Here is a 20,594-nt window from a genome sequence, read left to right as displayed (position 1 = left end):
TTTCCTTTCGGTTCAGTAGTTTTGCTGATAGACCATGCATAACATTTTGAAGGAAAAAAGTATTGGAAGAAGGCCTGTATTTTCTCCCACTTGGGGGAAGCGGTGAAATTGGAATGAACCTCAACCTTTACCAATGTGATGGTAAGTGGTTGATGATTGACTGCGGTATCTCCTTTTCAGATGATCGCGCCCCCGGAATTGACGTGATTGTGCCCGATCCCTCATGGATTGCTGAGCGGAAAGATGATCTTCTGGGGTTGGTGATTACCCATGCTCATGAAGATCATGTTGGCGCGGTGGCTCATCTCTGGACACAATTTGAATGTCCTGTTTACGCAAGCCCGTTCACGGCTGAAATTCTATATGGGAAGCTCAGAGAAAAGGGACTTGAGGAACTTGTTGAACTCAACACAGTAAGTCCAGGTGGGAATCTTACCATAGGCCCTTTTGACCTTGAATTTGTTGATCTCACCCATTCAATTCCTGAAATGCAGGCTTTGTTGATTTCCACCAAGTATGGAAATGTTGTCCATAGCGGTGATTGGAAACTGGATGCGCGTCCTGTTGTTGGCCCAGAGAGTGATCTGGACCGAATGGCTGAAATCACTGAGAAAGGTGTGTTGGCCCTTGTGTGCGATTCCACCAATGTTTTCAAAAAGGGGGATTCCGGCTCTGAAGGGGACGTGCAAGACAGTTTGGATGAGCTCCTCTCAACCATAAAAACCGGCAAAGTAGCAGTCACTACCTTTGCTTCCAATATTGCGCGTGTTGCCACCATTGCCCGTATCGCAGAAAAAAACGGGCGTCATGTTGTGTTGGTTGGAAGGTCCCTGCACCGGATGACGCAAGTCGCAAAGAACTCTGGCTATCTTACTGATTTACCGTCATTTATTGATGAAGCAGAAGCCGGATATCTGCCGCCTGAGAAAACTTTGTACCTATGCACAGGTAGTCAGGGGGAGCCACGCGGTGCCATGTCCCGAATTGCGAAAGATGAGCATCCGCATGTTACCTTGTCTGAGGGTGATACGGTTATCTTCTCATCAAAAGTTATCCCGGGGAACGAAAGGACACTCTATACACTTCACAACCGGTTGACGGACAACGGTGTCAACGTGATCACTGAAATGGATGAGTTTGTGCACGTGTCCGGGCATCCGGCGCGCGATGAACTTTCCCAAATGTATGATGTGGTAAAGCCCAAAATTTCCGTTCCGGTCCATGGTGAAGCGAGACATTTGGAAGAGCATTGCGATTTTGCACTGAGTAAAGGGGTCGAAAAAGCAATCTCGGTTCGAAATGGCGATCTGGTTAGACTTGCGCCTGGAAATGCAGAAATCATTGATACGGTCCCATCCGGTCGCCTTGCTGTAGATGCAGGCGGTCTATCGTCTCTGGAAAGTGAGTTTCTAGCAGACCGTCGTAAATTTTCTTTCAATGGATCAGCAAGTGGAATGCTGATCGTTGATGGCGCGGGACGCATAACGGAAGACCCAGAAGTTCGATTGAAAGGCGTCGTGGATGTGGATAATTTCCCCAACCTTTTCAAAAACTTGAATGAATATATTATTGCTGAACATTATGCGCTTTCCAAACGGGAAAGGCTGGATGATGACGCGGTAGAAACGCAAGCCACGCAAGCCGTGCGCCGCTTTTTCAGAAAGTTGTGTGGAAGACGTCCGCTTACCGATGTATATGTAATCCGTATTGAAGAATAAAAAGCCCGTTATGAAGGGCAAAAGTGCGAAAAGAGTTAAAGAGGATATTGAGATGATTGGTCGCCTGAACCATGTAGCCATTGCCGTTCCTGACCTGGAAGCTGCCACTAAGACATATCGTGATGTTTTAGGCGCGACTGTAAGTGCGCCTCAGGATGAACCAGATCATGGCGTGACAGTTGTATTTGTTGAATTGGACAACACAAAAATTGAACTTCTCTTTCCTCTCGGTGAAGGATCTCCGATCGCTGGGTTCTTGGACAAAAACAAATCTGGTGGCATTCATCATGTTTGTTATGAGGTGGAAGATATTCTGGCGGCTCGTGACAAACTGGTTGAAGAAGGTGCACGAATTCTAGGAAGCGGAGAGCCGAAAATCGGTGCCCATAAGAAACCGGTTCTATTCCTGCATCCAAAAGACTTCAATGGCACGCTCGTTGAGCTGGAACAAGTTTAAGGTTTAAGAGGAAAAAATGGGTTTTGTTACAGGGCTGGTAGTCTACAGCATCATGTGGTTTGTTGTTCTTTTCACGGTTCTGCCGTGGGGGGTGCGCACCCAACAAGAAGAAGGTGAGGTTGAGCCGGGTACAGCTGAAAGTGCCCCCGTCAATCCGGCCATCTGGAAGAAGTTGCTGATCACAACGATTGTGACTGCCCTCCTGTTCGGTATTTTTTATACTATCGTTGAAATGGACCTGTTTAATTTCCGCGAGATGGTATCCGGTCAAAAATAGTGGTTATCCGGATTTAGAATGTAAAGGCGGCCTTAATTGAGCCGCCTTTTTTATGTAAAAACAAGTAAATAGCCTTTCTATTTTAGGTGCCCTTTAAATGTGATATCGTTCGCTTGAGATTGTCAGGAGGGATTATGAGGATCTGTTACGGGCATATCATTTTTGCAATGCTGGCATTGTTCTTGGTTTTCGATGCTGCCGCAGACGACATTCGTATTGAAACCACACAGAAGGAATGTCAGCGCATTCAAAAACATGTCGCCCGGAATGATGTGACTTATAAGCCGGGGGTTGATGTGTATGGCAAGCCGGTGACCCCGGCCGATGTGAACACAACTCCAACCATCCAGTTTGATGAAATCGTCATAGATCTGTCGTTACCGCTTCAGGATCTTTTTTCTGCCGGTAACCCGCCAAAGGATGAGCTGAAAAATGCAGAAGTCAAAGTGGGGACGATCCGGTATGATCTGCTAAAAGGAAAATTCTTTTTCAATGGTCAGGAATTAGCTGATCCTGCCCTTAATGCAATTGCAGAGGAATGCCAGAAAAAATATGGCAAATAGAGCATGTTTGGTCTGATAGGCCATAAGACCTTGCAATCTTATCAAATCCCTTTAAAAGTCTGAAAAACGCCTTATTCTCAGGCAACATTCTAAACTCAACTGTTTTGCAGGAAATACCGAGGCTTTCATGCGTCTATCCCGTTACTTTTTGCCCACATTAAAAGAAGATCCAAAAGAAGCGCAAATTGCGTCACACCGCTTGATGCTACGTGCGGGAATGATCCAGCAGTCCTCTGCTGGTATTTATTCCTGGTTGCCGCTTGGTCAGCGGGTTCTTAAAAAGATCGAAAATATTGTTCGGGATGAGCAGAATAAAGCGGGGGCATTGGAAATTCTGATGCCGACAATTCAGCCTGCTGATCTGTGGCGTGAATCCAATCGTTATGACGATTACGGTAAGGAAATGCTGCGGATTACGGACCGTCATGATCGTGAAATGCTTTATGGCCCAACCAATGAAGAGCAGGTGACAGATATCTTCCGCTCCAACGTGAAGAGCTATAAGGATCTGCCGCTTAACCTCTATCATATCCAGTGGAAATTCCGTGACGAAGTCCGCCCACGTTTTGGCGTAATGCGCGGCCGTGAATTCCTGATGAAAGATGCTTATTCTTTCGATCTGGATTATGAAGGCGCGAAGATCGCTTATAATCGCATGTTTGTGGCTTACTTGAAAACCTATGCACGCCTTGGCCTTCAGGCGATGCCACTTCGTGCCGATACGGGCCCAATAGGCGGTGATTTGTCCCACGAGTTTATTATTCTGGCGGATACTGGTGAAAGCGAAGTCTTCTATCACAAAGATATCCTGAACTTTGAAACGCCGGAAGACAAAGACCACACACCCGAAGAATTGCAGGGCATTGTCGACAAATGGACAAGCCTTTATGCCGCGGCAGATGAAATGCACGATGCGGATAATTGCCCGATTTCTGGTGACGACCTTGTGTCCCGCCGTGGTATCGAAGTTGGACATATCTTCCATTTTGGTGAGAAATATTCTGCTGCTATGGGCGCAGCTGTGGCTGGTCCAGATGGAAAAGATGTTACTGTCTCCATGGGCTCCTACGGTATCGGCGTGTCTCGTCTGGTTGGTGGCATCATCGAAGCGTGCCATGATGAAAACGGTATCGTGTGGCCGGAAGAAGTGGCGCCGTTCAAGGTTGGTCTGATTAACCTGAAATCTGGGGATGACGCTTGTGATGCGGCCTGTGAAGATCTTTATCACAAGCTGGAAGCTGCAGGCGTTGAAGTTTTGTATGACGATACGTCTGACCGCGCCGGTGCCAAGTTCGCTAATATGGATCTGATCGGTTTGCCTTGGCAGATCTCCATTGGTCCACGTGGAGTAAAATCCGGTATGGTGGAAATCAAAAACCGTAGCGCTGGCGAAAAAGAAGAAATGACGCCAGAAGCGGCCCTTGCCAAACTGATAGGATAATCAATCGTGTTCTCCAGATTTGAATGGACTATGGCGCTCCGTTATTTGCGGGCGCGCAGGCAGGAAGGTTTTATTTCTGTTATTGCCCTGTTTTCATTTCTGGGGATCGGCCTTGGCGTTGCAACGCTTATCATTGTGATGTCTGTCATGAACGGATTTCGGGCAGAACTTCTGGACCGAATTCTGGGTATGAACGGACATTATGAAATTCGTGCACCAGAAAACGGACTGCTGATAGACTACGAGCCGGTCATAAAAAACCTGTCTGCCCTTGAAGATATCGTGCGTGTTACGCCGTTGGTGCAGGGGCAGGTGATGGCTGCGGCAGGACCAAATGCCAGCGGTGCGTTGGTGCGCGGCATGGCACCGGAAGATCTGGATAAACTAACCGTTCTTTCTGACAACATCTTTGCGGGATCACGAGAAGGCTTTGCCGAAGGAAAATCCATTCTGCTTGGATATCGCCTTGCGCAGAGCTTGGGTCTCAACGTTGGAGACAAGGTCAAAATCCTGTCCCCCAAAGGCACGGCAACTGTGTTTGGAAGTGTTCCGCGGGTGAAAACCTATGCTGTTGGGGGACTGTTCAATACAGGCATGTATGAATATGACAGCGGGTATCTCTTTATGTCCCTGTCCGCTGCCCAGAAATACTTCAAATATGGTGAGGGTGTATCTTCCCTTGAAGTCTTTGCAACCAGCCCGGATCGGGCGTTGGAACTTCGCCGCGAGATCATCAATGCCGTTAATATCCGCGCCTTCATCTATAACTGGCAGCAATCCAGAGCGAGCTTCTTCAACGCTTTGGAGGTGGAACGGAACGTGATGTTCCTGATCCTGACACTGATTATTCTGGTTGCAGCGTTTAATATAATCTCAAGCCTGATCATGTTGGTAAAAGACAAGGGACGGGATGTTGCCATCCTCAGAACCATGGGCGCGACCCGAGGTATGATAATGCGCGTGTTCTTTATAGCAGGGGCCAGTGTTGGGGTTGTTGGAACGCTGTTCGGTTTTCTTTTGGGGCTTGGATTCTGCGCCAATATTGACCGTATTAAAGAGTTAATCGAAGGCCTTACAGGGGCGGAACTTTTCTCCGCGGAGATTTACTTCCTGTCAAACCTGCCTGCAAAAGTGGACCCATCTGAAGTAACGACGGTTGTGATTATGGCCTTGGTTATTTCTCTGGCTGCGACCATTTATCCGTCCTGGCGTGCGGCACGTCTCGATCCGGTGGAGGCACTTCGTTATGAGTAATCCAGTGCTTTCTTTGCAGGCGGTTGGACGCACATTTGAGCAGGGCGGAGAGAAGCTCGAAATCCTGCAGAATGTAAATCTGGATATTCAGCCGGGTGAGATTGTCGCTTTGTTGGGACAATCTGGGGCTGGTAAATCCACCTTGTTGCAAATCGCAGGATTGCTGGAGCCACCGACGGTCGGCAAGGTGATTGTGAACGGTCAGGATTGCACGCAAGGTAACGATAAAAAACGAACCGAAACGCGGCGCAATGATATCGGTTTTGTGTATCAGTTCCACCATCTGCTACCCGAGTTTTCCGCACTGGAAAACGTCATGATGCCAAATCTGATTTCAGGGGTGGCAAAATCCAAGGCAAAAGCGAAGGCGACTGAGTTGCTGACCTTGATGGGGCTTTCTCATCGTCTAACGCATCGTCCTGCAAAACTGTCTGGCGGGGAACAACAACGTGTGGCGATTGCCCGCGCGCTTGCCAATAATCCATCTGTCCTTTTGGCGGACGAGCCAACCGGCAATCTTGATGAACAGACATCGGATATGGTGTTTGAAAATTTCGTCAACTTGATCAAAAGCCAAAACGTAGGTGCATTGGTCGCTACCCATAATAAAGATCTGGCACGCCGGATGGACCGTATTGTCCATATCCGGGATCATCAACTGATCGCAGATTAATCCTCTTTAAGCACAATTGAATCACCTTTTTTGATTCTAGGAATCTATATAAGATTCGGTAGAGAAGGGATCGTTTTGCAAATTATCCACTATTGGTTATGTTATTTAACATATTGAAATTAATATATATTATATAAATGTTCTTGTTTTGTTTGACATGAGAACAAAAAATGAACATCATCCTTCCAACAACTCAAGGAGGATGACATGACTAACTTCAAAATTTTGAAAAGCAGCTTTGAATTTGTTGTCTTTGGTAGCGTCATGGCAACGCTGGTTTTCTGGGCGGAAATTGTTCACAGCTTCACGGGCTAACCCTGTATATGCAAATTTTATCCACAGAAAAATGGACGTGAACGGGAGTCAAGATCTTATCTTTTAAAAAAGGTGTGTGATAATGGGACAACTAAAGTCTTTACTGGAAAACAGATCCATGTCGCACGCCGGGTTCGTTCACTTAAGGGTTCACACTGCTTACTCTCTTTCAGAGGGGGCGATCCCTGTTAAGATGCTTGCGGACCTGTGTCTTGATAACAAGATGCCAGCCGTGGCGATAACGGATACCAGCAATCTTTTTGGTAGCCTGGAAATCTCCCTCACATTGCCGGGTAAGGGCATCCAGCCGATTATTGGATGTCAGATTGCCCTGACCAGTATTGAGCCGATTGAAAGAAATGGTCGTCGGCCGGAACCAACACCCGTTGTGCTGCTCTCCCAAAATGATACCGGTTATTACAATCTTCTGAAATTGTCTTCTCATGCTTACCTTAAAACGGAAGCAGGTGAGACCGCTCAGGTGCCGATTGACGTTTTAGAGAAACATTCTGAAGGTGTTATTTGCCTGACGGGTGGGGCGGAAGGTCCTATAGGTCGCCTTATCCTCAAAGAGCATAATGATGAAGCCGTCCAGATGTTGCTCCGGCTTAAAAAAGCTTTTGACCAGCGGCTCTATATGGAAATTCAGCGTCATGGCACCGAAGCGGAGCAAGGAACAGAGCCTCGTTTTCTGGAACTTGCCTATGAGCATGATATTCCTCTAGTGGCCACCAATGAATGTTTCTTCCCAAAGCGCGATATGTATGACGCACATGATGCGCTTCTTTGCATTGCTTCGGGATCCTATGTTGGGGAACTGGAACGCCCGCGCCGCACACCTGAGCATTACTTCAAATCTGCTGAAGAAATGCGGGAACTTTTCCATGATCTGCCAGAGGCCATTGATAACACCGTAGTCATTGCACAGCGCTGCGCCGTTTTATCCCCGACACGACCACCAATTTTGCCCGCTTTTACATCAGGTGAAGGTCGTAATGAGGCGGATGAATTGCGAGCTTTGGCAGAAAAAGGCCTTCACATGCGCCTTGAAACCGCTGTTTTTACTGATGATATGGACGAAGCGGCAAGAGAGGAAAAAGGCAAAGAATACTGGGAGCGTCTTGAGTTTGAGCTAGGCGTCATCATTCAGATGGGGTTCCCGGGTTACTTCCTGATCGTTTCTGACTTTATCCAGTGGTCCAAAGATCATGATATTCCAGTTGGGCCTGGGCGTGGTTCCGGTGCGGGTTCTTTGGTCGCCTGGGTATTGACCATCACCGACCTTGATCCTTTGCGCTTTGGTTTGCTGTTTGAACGTTTCCTGAACCCGGAACGGGTCAGTATGCCTGACTTTGATATCGACTTCTGTCAAGATAAACGCGGCGAAGTGATCCGCTACGTTCAGGACAAATATGGTCACGATCAGGTGGCGCAGATTATCACATTCGGTAAATTGCAGGCCAAAGCGGCTATTCGTGATGTGGGCCGTGTTTTGCAAATGCCTTATGGTCAGGTGGACCGTATCAGTAAACTGATCCCCTCTAACCCTGCCAACCCCATGAGCCTTCAAGAAGCGTTGGATACGGAAGTGCCGTTGCGCGAAGCGCAGCGAAATGATCCGGAGGTTGCGCGCCTTATTGAAATTGCGTTGCAATTGGAAGGTCTTTATCGGCACGCTTCCACCCACGCTGCGGGTGTGGTGATCGGTGACCGTGAACTGGACGAGCTGGTTCCGCTTTATCGAGACCCGCGCTCAGACATGCCGGTCACACAATATTCCATGAAATATGTGGAAACCGCTGGTCTCGTGAAATTTGACTTCTTGGGACTTAAAACCCTGACCGTATTGGACAGGGCCAAGGATCTGATTGCCAAGCGGGGCATTGATATTGATTTCTCAGCTATTCCCTTGGATGACAAAGCGACGTTCGAGCTTCTTTCTCGCGGTGATACCGTAGGTGTATTCCAGTTGGAGAGTTCAGGTATGCGGGACATGCTTCGGAAGATGCGTCCCGACGCTTTTGAGGATATTATCGCGATCGTGGCGCTGTACCGTCCGGGCCCCATGGAAAACATACCCACCTATATCCGCTGTAAGCACGGGGAGGAAGAGCCAAACCTTCTTCATCCAAAGCTGGAACATATCCTGGAAGAGACCAATGGCGTGATCATCTATCAGGAGCAGGTGATGGAAATCGCCAAGGTCCTTGCTGGGTACAGCCTTGGTGAAGCGGATTTGCTCCGTCGTGCCATGGGTAAGAAGATTAAAGAGGAAATGGATAAACAGCGGGCGCGCTTCTGTGAAGGTGCGGAAGAACAGGGTGTTGATCCGAAGCAGGCTAGTCACATTTTTGACCTTGTGGCAAAGTTCGCGAGCTATGGCTTCAACAAATCACACGCGGCGGCATATGCGCTTGTGTCCTATCACACTGCTTACTTGAAAGCGAACTATCCCGTTGAGTTTATGGCAGCGTCCATGAGCCTCGATATTAATAACACAGACAAACTCAATATCTTCCGTCAAGATCTGGAACAGATGAAGATCCCTCTTTACCCTCCATGCCTCAATCATTCTGACGTGGAGTTTAATGTTGAGTTTGAAGGGGAGAAAGGCGCCGTTCGGTATGCCCTTGCTGCCGTTAAAAATGTGGGCCGCGATGCTATGGCCGGTATCGTTAAAGAGCGCGAAGAGAACGGAGCATTTAAAGACATCTTTGATTTTTCCTCCCGACTTAACCCCAAACACTTGAATAAACGTCAGGCGGAAAATCTAACGCGGGCAGGGGCGTTTGATGCATTACATGGAGATCGCGCACAGGTTTTCGCATCTTTAGAAAACCTCATTCGGCACGCGCAGCAAATGGAGGAGGAACGCGGATCAGGTCAGGTGAACTTGTTTGGTGGTTCGGAAGTTGAGGCCTCCGTTGCTCCTGTGTTGGTAAAGAGCAGTCGCTGGACATCCATGGAGCAGTTGAAGCAGGAGTTTGACGCGGTTGGTTTTTACCTGTCGGGGCACCCGTTGGACGCCTATGCAAAAACACTCGACAAGGCAGGGGTACGAAGCAGTTCATCATATATGGCGTCCTTGAGTGCCGCCGATAGTGCTGCAAAACTCGCCGGTACTATTATGGGTAAGCGCCAGATCAAAACGAAGAAGGGGAAAGCCCTTGCTTTTGTTCAGTTATCTGACGCGTCTGGCGCCTTTGAAGTAACCTTGTTCGAAGAAACGCTGATGCAATGCCGTGAAATCCTTGAGGTTGGAAATTCGGTTGTTGTGAGCGTCGTTGGGCATATGGATGTTGAAAATGAACAACCACGCGTTACCGCCAACTCTGTACAGCGTCTTGAATATGTGGCTTCTCAGACAGGAGATGGGGTGCGTATCTTTATGGATGATGACAACCCGATTACTCAGATTGCTGAAATACTGAACGGAGCGGGATCCGGGCGGGGGCGGGTTGCGTTTGTTCTTAATCTTGAGGGCGAAAACAAGGAAGTGGAACTTGATCTAAAGAATACCTTCAGCATTTCGCCAGAGGTGCGTCAGGCGCTCAAATATGTGCCTGGTGTTCAGGATGTTCACGATATCTAATAAAAAGCGGTGAAAAACCCGTTTTTCTGTATATTTCCTCTTGCGTTCACGCTGAATAAGAGATAGATACCGCCCTGTAAATCACACGTGGGTTCGGGTTTTGCTGTGTTGGTAAGGCCCATCCGGTGTTCAGATTTCTGAACCATCACCCACGGAGGCTCAACCGGAAAAGGAGTATCGCAGGATGTCACTGCCAACCTTTACTATGCGTCAGCTACTTGAAGCTGGTGTACACTTTGGCCACCAGGCCCGCCGTTGGAACCCAAAAATGGGCCCTTACATTTTCGGTAAACGCAACAATATCCACATCATGGATCTTCAGCAGACAGTTCCAATGCTGCACCACGCACTGAAAGCAGTTCGTGACACAGTATCTGGTGGCGGTCGTGTTCTGTTCGTTGGTACGAAACGTCAGGCATCTGAAGTTGTTGCTGAAAGCGCAAAACAGTGCGCGCAGTTCTACGTAAACCACCGTTGGCTCGGCGGTATGCTGACAAACTGGAAAACTGTTTCAGAATCCATCAAACGTCTTCGCAAAGTCGATGAGCTGCTGTCTTCTGACGCACAGGGCTTGACCAAGAAAGAAATCCTGAAGCTGACACGTGAGCGTGACAAGCTGGAACTGGCTCTTGGCGGTATTAAAGATATGGGCGGTCTGCCTAATATCATCGTTGTGATCGACACAAACAAAGAAGAACTGGCTGTTAAAGAAGCAAACAAACTGGGTATCCCTGTTGTTGCTATTCTCGACAGTAACTCTGATCCTGCTGGTATCGATTATCCAATTCCAGGTAACGACGATGCTCTGCGTGCGATCAACCTTTATTGTGATCTGTTCAAACAGGCTGTTCTGGACGGTATCTCCGAAGAAATGGCTGCATCTGGCGCCGATCTTGGTGAAGCTGTTGAACCAGAAATGGAACAGCTGGCTGCTGCAGAAGAAGCTCCAGCCGAAGAAGTTGCAGAAGCTGCTTCAGAGTAAGGACTGTTGTCACACATTCGAAATGGATGTGTGACACCTTTTGACACCCGAAACATTCAAGACATGAGGAATTAGTTATGTCTGCTATTACCGCTTCATTGGTAAAAGAACTGCGCGAGAAATCCGGCGCAGGCATGATGGATTGTAAAAAAGCCCTGACAGAAGCCAACGGTGATCTGGATGCGGCTATCGACTGGCTGCGCACAAAGGGTCTGGCGACTGCTTCCAAGAAGTCTGGCCGTGTTGCTGCGGAAGGTCTGGTTGCTGTTAAAACTGAAGGCACGACAGGTGCTATCGTAGAAGTAAACGCAGAAACAGATTTTGTTGGTCGTAACGAAGACTTCCAGAAACTGGTTGGCGATATTGCTTCTGTTGTTGCATCTGTTGGTGATGATCTGGACGCTGTTAAGGCAGCTGCATACCCAGGGTCATCCGATACAGTCGAAGCTACTCTGACAAACGCAATTGCAACAATCGGCGAAAACATGTCTCTTCGTCGTGCGCAGGCGCTGACAGTTAGTAACGGTGTGGTTGCTTCCTATATCCACAACGCAGTAACCGATGGCCTTGGCAAGATCGGTATCCTGGTTGCTTTGGAATCAGAAGGTGATGCAGATCGCCTAACTGCTCTGGGTAAACAACTTGCCATGCATATCGCGGCGACAAACCCACAGTCTATCAGTGTTGATGACCTCGATCAGAGCTTGGTTGAACGTGAACGTCAGGTGTTGAGCGATCAGGCTCGTGAATCTGGTAAGCCAGAAGAAATCATCGCGAAAATGGTCGAAGGCCGTATCAACAAATTCTATCAGGACGTTGTTCTGCTGAAGCAGACATTCGTTATTGACGGTGAAAATACTGTCGAAAAAGCCATTGACCTTGTCGCAAAAGAAATCGGTAGCCCAATTAAATTGACGGCTATGGTTCGTTTTGCTGTTGGTGAAGGTATCGAAAAAGAAGAATCAGATTTTGCTGCTGAAGTTGCTGCTGCGGTTAGCAGCTAAATTGCCTTAAAATCTTCAAGAAATTTGGCGGTCTCGGTCTCGAGGCCGCCTTCTTTTTATGGGAAGACAGGATTACTTTTAAAATTATGACAATCCTGTATGCTGTCTTTCCGGAATACTATTGTTCATAATTTATACGTGTTCGGGGACCGATATGTCGAAAGAGCCACAATACAAGCGTGTTTTGTTGAAATGCTCCGGTGAAGCATTACTAGGAAATCAGCAATATGGAATTGATGTGGAGACAGCTTCCCGAATCGCAAGAGATGTGAAACAGGCCCATGATATGGGTGTTGAAATCTGTATCGTAGTGGGCGGTGGTAACATCTTCCGTGGCGTGTCTGGTACTGCGCAAGGTATGGATCAGGCCAACGCCGATTATATGGGGATGATGGCAACCGTTATGAACGCCCTTGCCTTGCAGCACGCTATCGAGAAAGAGGGAATGGATAGTCGAGTTCTTTCCGCTATCCCAATGGCAACCGTATGTGAGCCTTATATTCGCCGTCGTGCAGAACGACATCTGGAAAGAGGTCGAGTTGTGATTTTCGCTGCTGGTACAGGGAACCCGTTCTTTACAACCGACACTGCGGCGGCTTTGCGTGCAGCTGAAATGAAATGTGATGCTTTGGTAAAAGGCACAAACGTTGACGGTGTTTACGACAAAGATCCTAAGAAATTTGATGATGCTCAACGGTTTGAAACTTTGACGCATCTGGAAGTTATTGCAAAAGACCTGAAAGTAATGGATGCCGCGGCCATTTCTTTGGCCCGTGAAAACAATATTCCGATCCTCGTCTTCTCTATTCATGATGAAGGATCATTTTCAAATGTCCTCTGTAAAGAGGGTAAATTCACTGAAGTTAAATAAACTTCTTTAGACGGATTGATGCTGTGTCGGGGCCTCAAGGCCCTGAAGTAGGGAGATAACAATGGCAGCGCCAGATTATAAAGACCTAGAAAAACGTATGAACGGAGCCGTGGAAGCACTAAAGACCGAATTTGCCGGCCTTCGTACCGGTCGTGCTCATGTGAGCTTGCTTGAGCCGGTCACGGTAGAGTCTTATGGTGCACAGATGCCATTGCAACAGGTTGGTACTGTAAGTGCGCCTGAAGCGCGGATGCTTGCGGTTTCAGTATGGGACAAGAGTAATGTGGCTGCCGTTGAAAAAGGTATTCGCAACTCAGGTCTGGGGCTAAACCCGGTTGTTGATGGCATGACGGTTCGTGTTCCTATTCCGGAGCTTACGGAAGAACGTCGTGTTGATTTGGCTAAAGTTGCAAGTGGCTATGCTGAGCAGGCAAAAGTGGCTGTTAGAAATGTACGCCGTCACGGAATTGATGATGCGAAAGCAGCCGAAAAAGACGGTGACTTTTCAAAAGATGATGTGAAGAAAGCTGAAGATGATATTCAGAAGCTAACTGACACTTATGTTAAAAAAGTCGACGAAATCCTGAGCGAAAAACAAGCTGAAATTATGCAGGTCTGATCTTCGATGGAAGTTGTCGGAAAGAAAGATCTGTTACCTGAGGCGCCAAAGCACATTGCCATCATTATGGATGGCAATGGACGCTGGGCAGGCAAACGGGCCATGTCGCGCCTTAAAGGGCATGAACAGGGGGCAAAAGCTGTTCGTGAGGTGATCAAGGGTTGTCGTGAATTGGGCATTCCTTATCTGACACTTTTTGCATTCTCTTCTGAGAATTGGAGAAGACCAAAAGAGGAAGTTAATCACCTGATGGGGTTGTTTAAATTCTTCTTCAACAAAGAAATCAATGAACTTGTTGATGCTGGTGTAAAAGTTGATTTTATCGGCAATATCAGCAAGTTGCCAGATGATGTTCAAAAATTGTCGAAAGAACTGGTTGAAAGAACGTCACATAATTCTGCGCTCACTTTGACAATCGCATTAAGTTATGGCGGCCGCGCTGAAATTGTTGAATCAGCGGTGCGGTTGGCTGAGGATATCGCGTCTGGAAAAGTTTCCGCCGCTGATCTATCAGAAGGCTCGTTCGAGGGTTATTTGGAAACAAAAGATATTCCCGATCCTGACATGATTATCAGAACCAGCGGAGAGAAGAGGCTCAGTAATTTCCTTTTGTGGCAATCGGCTTATTCCGAATTGATTTTTCAAGACGTGTTGTGGCCAGACTACACAAGGAATGATCTTCAGGATGCAATTAACGAGTTTTATTCACGAAACCGACGTTACGGGGCTGTAAGTGGCTAAATCCAATCTTTCTTCCTTGCAACTTCGAATTATTTCAGCCTTGATTTTGGCCCCGATTGCAGTTGGGGCCGTTTATTTAGGAGGCGTCTGGTTTGCTCTATTTCTTGCTATTTCAGTGGCGGGGATGAGTTGGGAATGGTGCAAGACTTCTTTTCAGAAAAACCGGTCGAGTTACACCCTTCTCGTTTCAATCTGGCTTGTCGTGGCGCTTTATTTTGCGTTTGAAGGTTTTCTTGAAGCGAGCCTTTTAGGTGTAGTTGTCGCATCTGCGGCTTTGATGGGACTTACCTGGTTCCGCAAAGAGGAACGCGAGTGGAAAGGCGGTTTTCTGGGGCCAATTTATATCGGAATACCCGCAATATGCCTTCTCGAGCTCAGAGGTAATGAAGATATCGGAATGTTCTGGACACTGGCTTTGTTCCTGATCGTCTGGGCGACAGATATCGGAGCCTTTTTTGTTGGTCGAGGTATCGGGGGCGCAAAAATCGCCACTTCTATAAGCCCCAACAAAACCTGGGCAGGATTAATCGGGGGTGCGCTTTGTGCAGGTTTCACAGCAATTTTGGTGAATGAGCATCTATTGACGCTAGAGGTTCCGGCTCATATTCTCGCTATCTCCGGTGCGCTGATAGCGGTTTTGGCCCAAGTAGGCGATTTTACCGAGTCAGGTTGGAAGCGTTACTTTGACATCAAGGATGCCAGTAACCTAATCCCGGGACATGGTGGCATTCTAGATCGTCTCGATGGGGTGCTATTTGCTGCGCCTGCACTATATTTCCTGAAAAACATAGTTGGTAGTTGAAATGACGGATGTCATAGAGTTTTCGAAGGAAGTAGCAGATATTGGAGGCAAGCCGAGAAGGATAAGTATTCTTGGAGCGACTGGATCTATTGGTTGCAGCACCATTAAACTCATCGAAGAAAAGCCATCTGATTTTGATGTTGCTTTCTTAACAGCGTATTCCAATGTGGAAGCTCTAGCTGAGCAAGCTATCAAGCTTTCTGCGGAATTGGCCGTTATTGGGGATGAGAGCAAGTTGGGCGAATTGGAAGCCCTGCTTGCAGGAAGTAACGTGGAAGCAGCAGCCGGTGAGTCAGCGTTGATAGATGCGGCGTCAGAACCTGTCGACTGGACGATGTCTGCGATTGTAGGGGCAGCAGGTTTGGCCCCAACACTCGCAAGCATTAAATCCGGGAACACTGTTGCATTGGCGAATAAAGAGTCTCTTGTATGTGCCGGAGATCTGGTTCTTGATCAAGTTAGAAAAAGCGGCGCGACTTTGTTACCAGTAGATAGCGAACACAATGCTATTTTTCAGGTTTTTGAAGGTGAGCAACAAAGTACTGTAGAACGCATTATTCTAACGGCTTCAGGCGGACCTTTTCATGGGAAAAGTCGCGACTTTATGGAAAAGGTTACCCCTGATCAGGCCTTAGCTCATCCCAATTGGGATATGGGAGCGAAGATCTCAATTGACTCTGCAACCATGATGAATAAAGGGTTAGAGCTTATAGAAGCCTATTTTCTTTTCCCGGTTGAGAAAAATCAAATTGATATCATTGTTCACCCGCAATCCATTATTCACAGTATGGTTGAGTATCGGGACGGGTCGGTATTGGCGCAGATGGGCGCACCTGATATGCGCACCCCAATATCTTACACATTAGGATGGCCACATAGGCACCCTTTTAAAGCTGATCGGCTCAACTTGGCGGAAATTGGGTCTTTGTCCTTTTTTGATCCAGATGAAGATCTTTTTCCTGCGTTAAGACTTGCAAGAGAAGCCCTGCAAGCGGGAGGGAGTGCCCCTGCTATTTTGAATGCTGCAAACGAAATTGCTGTTGAGGCTTTCTTGAAGAACAGGATCGGATTTCTTGAAATCGCCACAATCGTCGATAAAGTTCTTCAGGTTGCGGACATACGTGAATTATCAAACTTGGATGAAGTGATTGAAGTTGATCAGCGGGCGCGCGATAATGCGCTCGAATTGCTGAGCAGCGTATAATTATCAAAGTGTGTGGAGAGTTAAATGGAGTTTATCAGCGAGAACTGGATCTATATTCCTGCTTTTCTGATTGTTATAACTGTTCTGGTCTTCATTCACGAATATGGCCACTATAAAGTGGCGCGTCTTTGCGGTGTGAAGGTAGATGTTTTCTCCATTGGTTTTGGCAAAGAGTTATATGGTTGGTATGATAAAAACGGATGCAGATGGCGGATAAGTGCCATTCCATTTGGTGGTTATGTAAAATTCTTTGGGGACGCTGGCGTTGCTAGTAACGCAGATATCGGACTTGATACGCTCAGTGAAGAAGAGAAACGGGTCTCGTTTCACCATAAAGCCCTATGGCAAAGAGCGGCTGTTGTCTTCGCCGGACCTGCAGCCAATTATATTTTCGCGATTGCGGCCCTAACCGTTCTTCATCTCTCCTTGGGTCAAGCCCATACCCCACCAATTGCATCTGAAGTGGTTGAAAATAGTGCAGCTTTTGAAGCCGGTATTTTGCCTGGTGACCGCGTCCTTTCGGTGAATGGTGATGAAATTGAGAGTTTCGAACAGCTTCGCCAAACTGTAGTAGTTGGACTTGATGAGCCGCTTTCCTTGCTGATTGATCGCAGCGGTGAAAAAGTCACTTTGGAAATTGTACCGCATATTGTTGAACATAAAGATAGCGATGGGAATGTTCAAAAAATAGGCCAACTTGGTATTCGCTCAACTGAGCGGGAGTTCAAAGAGCATTCGCCGGTGAGCGCTTTAACCAGTGCTGTGGACCAAACCTGGTTTGTGACGACAGCAACCTTGAAGGGGGCCTGGCAGATGATCACAGGAGCCCGTGATACGAAGGAGCTAAGCGGGCCGCTCGGTATCCTGAAAATGTCCGGGGATGCAGCAAAGCGCGGGAGCGATCTTACAACGAACGCGCTGTCACTATTCAATTTCATGATTTTCGTCTCAATTAGCCTTGGACTGATCAATTTATTCCCCATTCCCATGCTGGATGGTGGGCATTTGTTATTCTATTCTCTGGAAGCTGCAATGGGGCGTCCGGTTAGCGAAAAATTTATGGAATATGGTTTCCGCATTGGACTAACACTCGTTCTAATGCTAATGATATTCGCCACATGGAATGACTTGAATAAACCATGGGTCAAGTCGTTCTTTACAGGGCTGTTTTCCTGACGAGGAAATGGCAAAAAGCAGAAAACAAAATCTGTCCGCTCGGGGGGTGGGAAATTGCGCGTAACGGTCTTTATCTGTATGCTCTTGGCAGCAGTGGCGAGTGTTTCTTATGTTGAAAGAAACACGGCCTATGCTCAATCAAATGCGATTATCAGTGACGTCCGCATTGAAGGTAACCGCCGTATTGAAGGGGCAACCGTTCAATCCTATCTCCTCTTTTCTGTTGGATCCCCATATAACAGATCACGTATCGATAAATCTTTGAAAGCCCTGTTTAACACAGGCTTGTTTGCGGACGTATCTATCCGTCGCGAAGGGTCCGCGGTTATTGTCAGCGTTGTTGAAAACCCAATCATCAACCGCCTTGCTTTTGAGGGTAACCTTCGTATTGCCGATGATATCCTGAGCGCCGAAGTACAGTTGCGCCCGCGCGTCGTATACACACGTGCGCGTGTACAAAATGATGTACAGAGAATTATTACGGTTTATCGGCGAAGTGGTCGATTTGCGACTGTGGTAGAGCCTAAGGTTATTCAGCTTCCAGAAAATCGGGTCGACTTGGTTTTTGAGATTAATGAAGGCGAAGAGACGGGCATCAAGAAAATCCGTTTTATCGGTAATAAGCGATTTAAAGATAAGCGCTTGCGCGGGCAAGTTTCCACCACTGAAAGTCGTTGGTATAATCTGTTATCTGATGGGGATACATATGACCCGGATCGCTTAACCTATGACCGGGAACTGCTTCGGAAATATTACCTGAGTAAGGGGTATGCAGATTTCCGAGTGACTTCCGCTGTGGCTGAACTGACACCTGACAGGGATGGTTTCTATATCACTTTTGCCCTTGACGAAGGAGAGCGTTACAAGTTTGGTAAGATTGATGTTGAGAGTGAGCTGAAGGACCTACAATCCGAACAATTACGACCTCTTCTGAAAACCGTTGAGGGTCAGTTTTATAATGCGGATCTTATTGAAGAGACTATTCAGGATATTACCTTTGAGTTGGGTCGTCTTGGTTATGCGTTCGTAAATGTTCGCCCGAAAGTAGATCGTGATAAAGAAAACCTGACTATTGGATTGAATTATCAAATTAAAAAGGGACCACGTGTATATGTCGAGCGAATTAACATAACAGGCAATGTACGTACCCTTGATCACGTGATCCGTCGAGAATTCAGATTAGTTGAGGGGGATGCGTTCAACACCGCTCTATTGAGAAAGTCACGTTCCCGAATACGCGGAATGAACTTCTTTGAAAAAGTTGAAGTGACGCAGGATGAAGGCTCTGATCCTGACAAAACAATAATCAATGTGGACGTGCAGGAGAAATCAACGGGTGAATTAAGTGTTGGTGCTGGTTTCTCTACACAAGACTCTGTTTCCGCGGATCTTCAACTTCGCGAAAGAAACCTATTAGGGCGAGGGCAGGATCTGCGTTTCAAAATCTCTTTAGGTGCCGAAAATCAACAAATTGATCTCGGATTTACTGAGCCATATTTCATGGGTAAAGACTTGCGGGCTGGTTTTGACATCTTCCACACAAAGCAGGACAATCAGGATTCCGGAAGTTATGATTCCCAGAAAACAGGGATTCAGTTGAGAACTGGATTTCCAATTACCGAGGATGTTAGTGCATCTTTGACTTATGCCCTGATTAACGAAAAAATTGAAAACGTAAAATCTAGTGCTTCTGTAAGTATCCAAAAATCAGCAGGAGAATTTTTAATTTCTTCAGTTGGTTATAGACTGACTTTTAATTATCTGGATGATCCGATTTTACCAACAGAAGGTAGAAAATATTCAATCGGGCAAACTATTTCAGGCTTGGGTGGTGATGTTTACTCTCTGGCGACACAAGGCGAGTATGTCGAGTTTTTCCCAATCGTCGATGATGATGTGGTATTAAGTATTGGCGCCGATGCTGGATATATTGTTGGCCTTGGAGAGGATGTTATCTTGTCACAACGCTACAAAATTGGCGGGCGGTCTTTCAGAGGCTTTAAGAAAACAGGCATTGGACCAAGAGATGAGCCAAGTGGCGATGGTTTGGGATCCAACCTATACGCTGTAGGTAAAGCTGAGGTTCGTTTCCCGCTTGGTTTCCCAGAAGAGTTTGGACTGGTTGGACGAACTTTCGTATATGCAGGTACAGCAACCGGTATTGATGACGATGATCCGAATATTGAAGATGAAGCAAGCCTCCGTGCTTCTGCAGGCTTCGGTGTAAACTGGACATCCCCTTTTGGCCCGCTACAAGTCAATATTTCGTACCCGTTCCTTAAAGAATCTTTTGATAGGGAAGAAGTGTTCCAGCTTGAATTTGGTACACGTTTCTAAGCAGGTTATTTAATGGTATCTGGAATCAGAAAAGTTATTTTATTTGCGGTCGCGATCATCGCGTTTGGTCCAATGTATGCGGAAGCTGCGGGGCAGCGGATCGCAATTATTGATCTGGGGCAAGTGCTCGTAGACTCTCCCGCAATGAAAGACATAGACCGGCAATTGAAAGAGTTGGATGCAAAGCTGCGTTCTGACGCGAAAGCCAAGGAAGAGAACTTTCGTGATCGCCAACTCTCTCTTAATCAACAGCGTGCGATCTTGGCACCTGAGCAGTTTTCTCAAAAGCAGAACGCATTAAGCATTGAAATGCGCGATAGCCGCAATGAGTTTCAGATGAAATTTCGGCAACTTGCGGCATCGCGAGCTGAAGCACTGAAGAAAATCGAAAAGGCCATGGAACCGATTGTTTCCAAAGTAGCAAAACAAGTCGGTGCAACAATTATTTTGGAGCGGAAACAGGTTATCTTTGTTAGCAAAGAACTTAATATCACTGCTGCGGTAAGTAAGGATTTGAACAGAAAGCTTACTAAGCTGCCTTTGAAACTTGTACCTTTGAAGAAGTAAA

General features: G+C 47.1%; 18 protein-coding genes. All 18 read left to right on the top strand.

Going from position 1 to position 20,594, the window contains the following annotated elements; all coding sequences use genetic code 11:
• Nucleotides 1–62 precede the first annotated feature (62 nt).
• Nucleotides 63–1,718: a ribonuclease J gene (locus GUA87_RS12075; protein ID WP_193716801.1), complete on the top strand. Its 1,656-nt coding sequence runs from the start codon at nt 63–65 to the stop codon at nt 1,716–1,718.
• Nucleotides 1,719–1,770: 52 nt separating this feature from the next.
• Nucleotides 1,771–2,175 carry a methylmalonyl-CoA epimerase gene (gene mce, locus GUA87_RS12070; protein ID WP_193716800.1) on the top strand — a complete coding sequence of 135 codons (405 nt, stop codon included), beginning with the start codon at nt 1,771–1,773 and terminating at the stop codon, nt 2,173–2,175.
• Between the two features lie 16 nt (nt 2,176–2,191).
• Nucleotides 2,192–2,452 (top strand): DUF1467 family protein, encoded by a 261-nt coding sequence (locus GUA87_RS12065; protein ID WP_193716799.1) that lies wholly within the window; start codon nt 2,192–2,194, stop codon nt 2,450–2,452.
• Between the two features lie 134 nt (nt 2,453–2,586).
• Entirely contained in the window at nt 2,587–3,015 is a 429-nt protein-coding gene (locus GUA87_RS12060) for a hypothetical protein (RefSeq protein WP_193716798.1), read from the top strand.
• A 127-nt stretch (nt 3,016–3,142) separates the two neighbouring features.
• Nucleotides 3,143–4,456 (top strand): proline--tRNA ligase, encoded by a 1,314-nt coding sequence (gene proS, locus GUA87_RS12055; RefSeq protein ID WP_193716797.1) that lies wholly within the window; start codon nt 3,143–3,145, stop codon nt 4,454–4,456.
• 3 nt (nt 4,457–4,459) lie between these two features.
• A complete protein-coding gene (locus tag GUA87_RS12050) occupies nt 4,460–5,710 on the top strand; it encodes a lipoprotein-releasing ABC transporter permease subunit (protein WP_193717041.1) in 1,251 nt (416 codons plus the stop codon).
• Nucleotides 5,703–6,383 carry an ABC transporter ATP-binding protein gene (locus GUA87_RS12045; protein WP_193716796.1) on the top strand — a complete coding sequence of 227 codons (681 nt, stop codon included), beginning with the start codon at nt 5,703–5,705 and terminating at the stop codon, nt 6,381–6,383. Before GUA87_RS12050 ends, GUA87_RS12045 begins: the two co-directional genes overlap by 8 nt.
• Nucleotides 6,384–6,780: 397 nt before the next feature.
• Nucleotides 6,781–10,290, top strand: coding sequence for a DNA polymerase III subunit alpha (dnaE, locus tag GUA87_RS12040; protein ID WP_227711843.1), 3,510 nt, complete (start codon nt 6,781–6,783; stop codon nt 10,288–10,290).
• 184 nt (nt 10,291–10,474) lie between these two features.
• Nucleotides 10,475–11,272, top strand: coding sequence for a 30S ribosomal protein S2 (rpsB, locus tag GUA87_RS12035; protein WP_193716795.1), 798 nt, complete (start codon nt 10,475–10,477; stop codon nt 11,270–11,272).
• Nucleotides 11,273–11,349: 77 nt separating this feature from the next.
• Nucleotides 11,350–12,276 carry a translation elongation factor Ts gene (gene tsf / locus GUA87_RS12030; protein ID WP_193716794.1) on the top strand — a complete coding sequence of 309 codons (927 nt, stop codon included), beginning with the start codon at nt 11,350–11,352 and terminating at the stop codon, nt 12,274–12,276.
• 154 nt (nt 12,277–12,430) lie between these two features.
• Nucleotides 12,431–13,147 (top strand): UMP kinase, encoded by a 717-nt coding sequence (pyrH, locus tag GUA87_RS12025; RefSeq protein WP_193716793.1) that lies wholly within the window; start codon nt 12,431–12,433, stop codon nt 13,145–13,147.
• A 61-nt stretch (nt 13,148–13,208) separates the two neighbouring features.
• On the top strand, nt 13,209–13,766 hold the full coding sequence (frr, locus tag GUA87_RS12020) for a ribosome recycling factor (RefSeq protein ID WP_193716792.1): 558 nt from the start codon (nt 13,209–13,211) through the stop codon (nt 13,764–13,766).
• Nucleotides 13,767–13,772: 6 nt separating this feature from the next.
• Nucleotides 13,773–14,507, top strand: coding sequence for an isoprenyl transferase (locus GUA87_RS12015; protein ID WP_193716791.1), 735 nt, complete (start codon nt 13,773–13,775; stop codon nt 14,505–14,507).
• Nucleotides 14,500–15,309, top strand: a complete 810-nt coding sequence (locus GUA87_RS12010) for a phosphatidate cytidylyltransferase (protein ID WP_193716790.1) — start codon at nt 14,500–14,502, stop codon at nt 15,307–15,309. The genes GUA87_RS12015 and GUA87_RS12010 overlap by 8 nt, the downstream gene beginning before the upstream one ends.
• A 1-nt stretch (nt 15,310) precedes the next feature.
• Nucleotides 15,311–16,513: a 1-deoxy-D-xylulose-5-phosphate reductoisomerase gene (locus GUA87_RS12005; protein WP_193716789.1), complete on the top strand. Its 1,203-nt coding sequence runs from the start codon at nt 15,311–15,313 to the stop codon at nt 16,511–16,513.
• 24 nt (nt 16,514–16,537) lie between these two features.
• A complete protein-coding gene (rseP, locus tag GUA87_RS12000; protein WP_193716788.1) occupies nt 16,538–17,689 on the top strand; it encodes an RIP metalloprotease RseP in 1,152 nt (383 codons plus the stop codon).
• Between the two features lie 54 nt (nt 17,690–17,743).
• Nucleotides 17,744–20,026, top strand: a complete 2,283-nt coding sequence (gene bamA / locus GUA87_RS11995; protein WP_227711842.1) for an outer membrane protein assembly factor BamA — start codon at nt 17,744–17,746, stop codon at nt 20,024–20,026.
• 12 nt (nt 20,027–20,038) lie between these two features.
• Nucleotides 20,039–20,593 carry an OmpH family outer membrane protein gene (locus tag GUA87_RS11990; protein ID WP_193716787.1) on the top strand — a complete coding sequence of 185 codons (555 nt, stop codon included), beginning with the start codon at nt 20,039–20,041 and terminating at the stop codon, nt 20,591–20,593.
• Nucleotide 20,594 lies beyond the last annotated feature (1 nt).

Source organism: Sneathiella sp. P13V-1 (assembly GCF_015143595.1).
Classification (GTDB): Bacteria; Pseudomonadota; Alphaproteobacteria; order Sneathiellales; family Sneathiellaceae; genus Sneathiella.
The sequence above is the reverse complement of the archived record's forward strand: the minus strand, read 5'-3'. Positions and strand labels throughout refer to the sequence as shown.

Excerpts from the sequence above, each read along its gene's own strand:
- mce (WP_193716800.1), top strand. The coding sequence starts at position 1,771 with ATGATTGGTCGCCTGAACCATGTAGCCATTGCCGTTCCTGACCTGGAA.
- GUA87_RS12065 (WP_193716799.1), top strand. The coding sequence starts at position 2,192 with ATGGGTTTTGTTACAGGGCTGGTAGTCTACAGCATCATGTGGTTTGTT.
- GUA87_RS12060 (WP_193716798.1), top strand. The coding sequence starts at position 2,587 with ATGAGGATCTGTTACGGGCATATCATTTTTGCAATGCTGGCATTGTTC.
- proS (WP_193716797.1), top strand. The coding sequence starts at position 3,143 with ATGCGTCTATCCCGTTACTTTTTGCCCACATTAAAAGAAGATCCAAAA.
- GUA87_RS12045 (WP_193716796.1), top strand. The coding sequence starts at position 5,703 with ATGAGTAATCCAGTGCTTTCTTTGCAGGCGGTTGGACGCACATTTGAG.
- dnaE (WP_227711843.1), top strand. The coding sequence starts at position 6,781 with ATGGGACAACTAAAGTCTTTACTGGAAAACAGATCCATGTCGCACGCC.
- rpsB (WP_193716795.1), top strand. The coding sequence starts at position 10,475 with ATGTCACTGCCAACCTTTACTATGCGTCAGCTACTTGAAGCTGGTGTA.
- tsf (WP_193716794.1), top strand. The coding sequence starts at position 11,350 with ATGTCTGCTATTACCGCTTCATTGGTAAAAGAACTGCGCGAGAAATCC.
- pyrH (WP_193716793.1), top strand. The coding sequence starts at position 12,431 with ATGTCGAAAGAGCCACAATACAAGCGTGTTTTGTTGAAATGCTCCGGT.
- frr (WP_193716792.1), top strand. The coding sequence starts at position 13,209 with ATGGCAGCGCCAGATTATAAAGACCTAGAAAAACGTATGAACGGAGCC.
- GUA87_RS12015 (WP_193716791.1), top strand. The coding sequence starts at position 13,773 with ATGGAAGTTGTCGGAAAGAAAGATCTGTTACCTGAGGCGCCAAAGCAC.
- GUA87_RS12005 (WP_193716789.1), top strand. The coding sequence starts at position 15,311 with ATGACGGATGTCATAGAGTTTTCGAAGGAAGTAGCAGATATTGGAGGC.
- rseP (WP_193716788.1), top strand. The coding sequence starts at position 16,538 with ATGGAGTTTATCAGCGAGAACTGGATCTATATTCCTGCTTTTCTGATT.
- GUA87_RS11990 (WP_193716787.1), top strand. The coding sequence starts at position 20,039 with ATGGTATCTGGAATCAGAAAAGTTATTTTATTTGCGGTCGCGATCATC.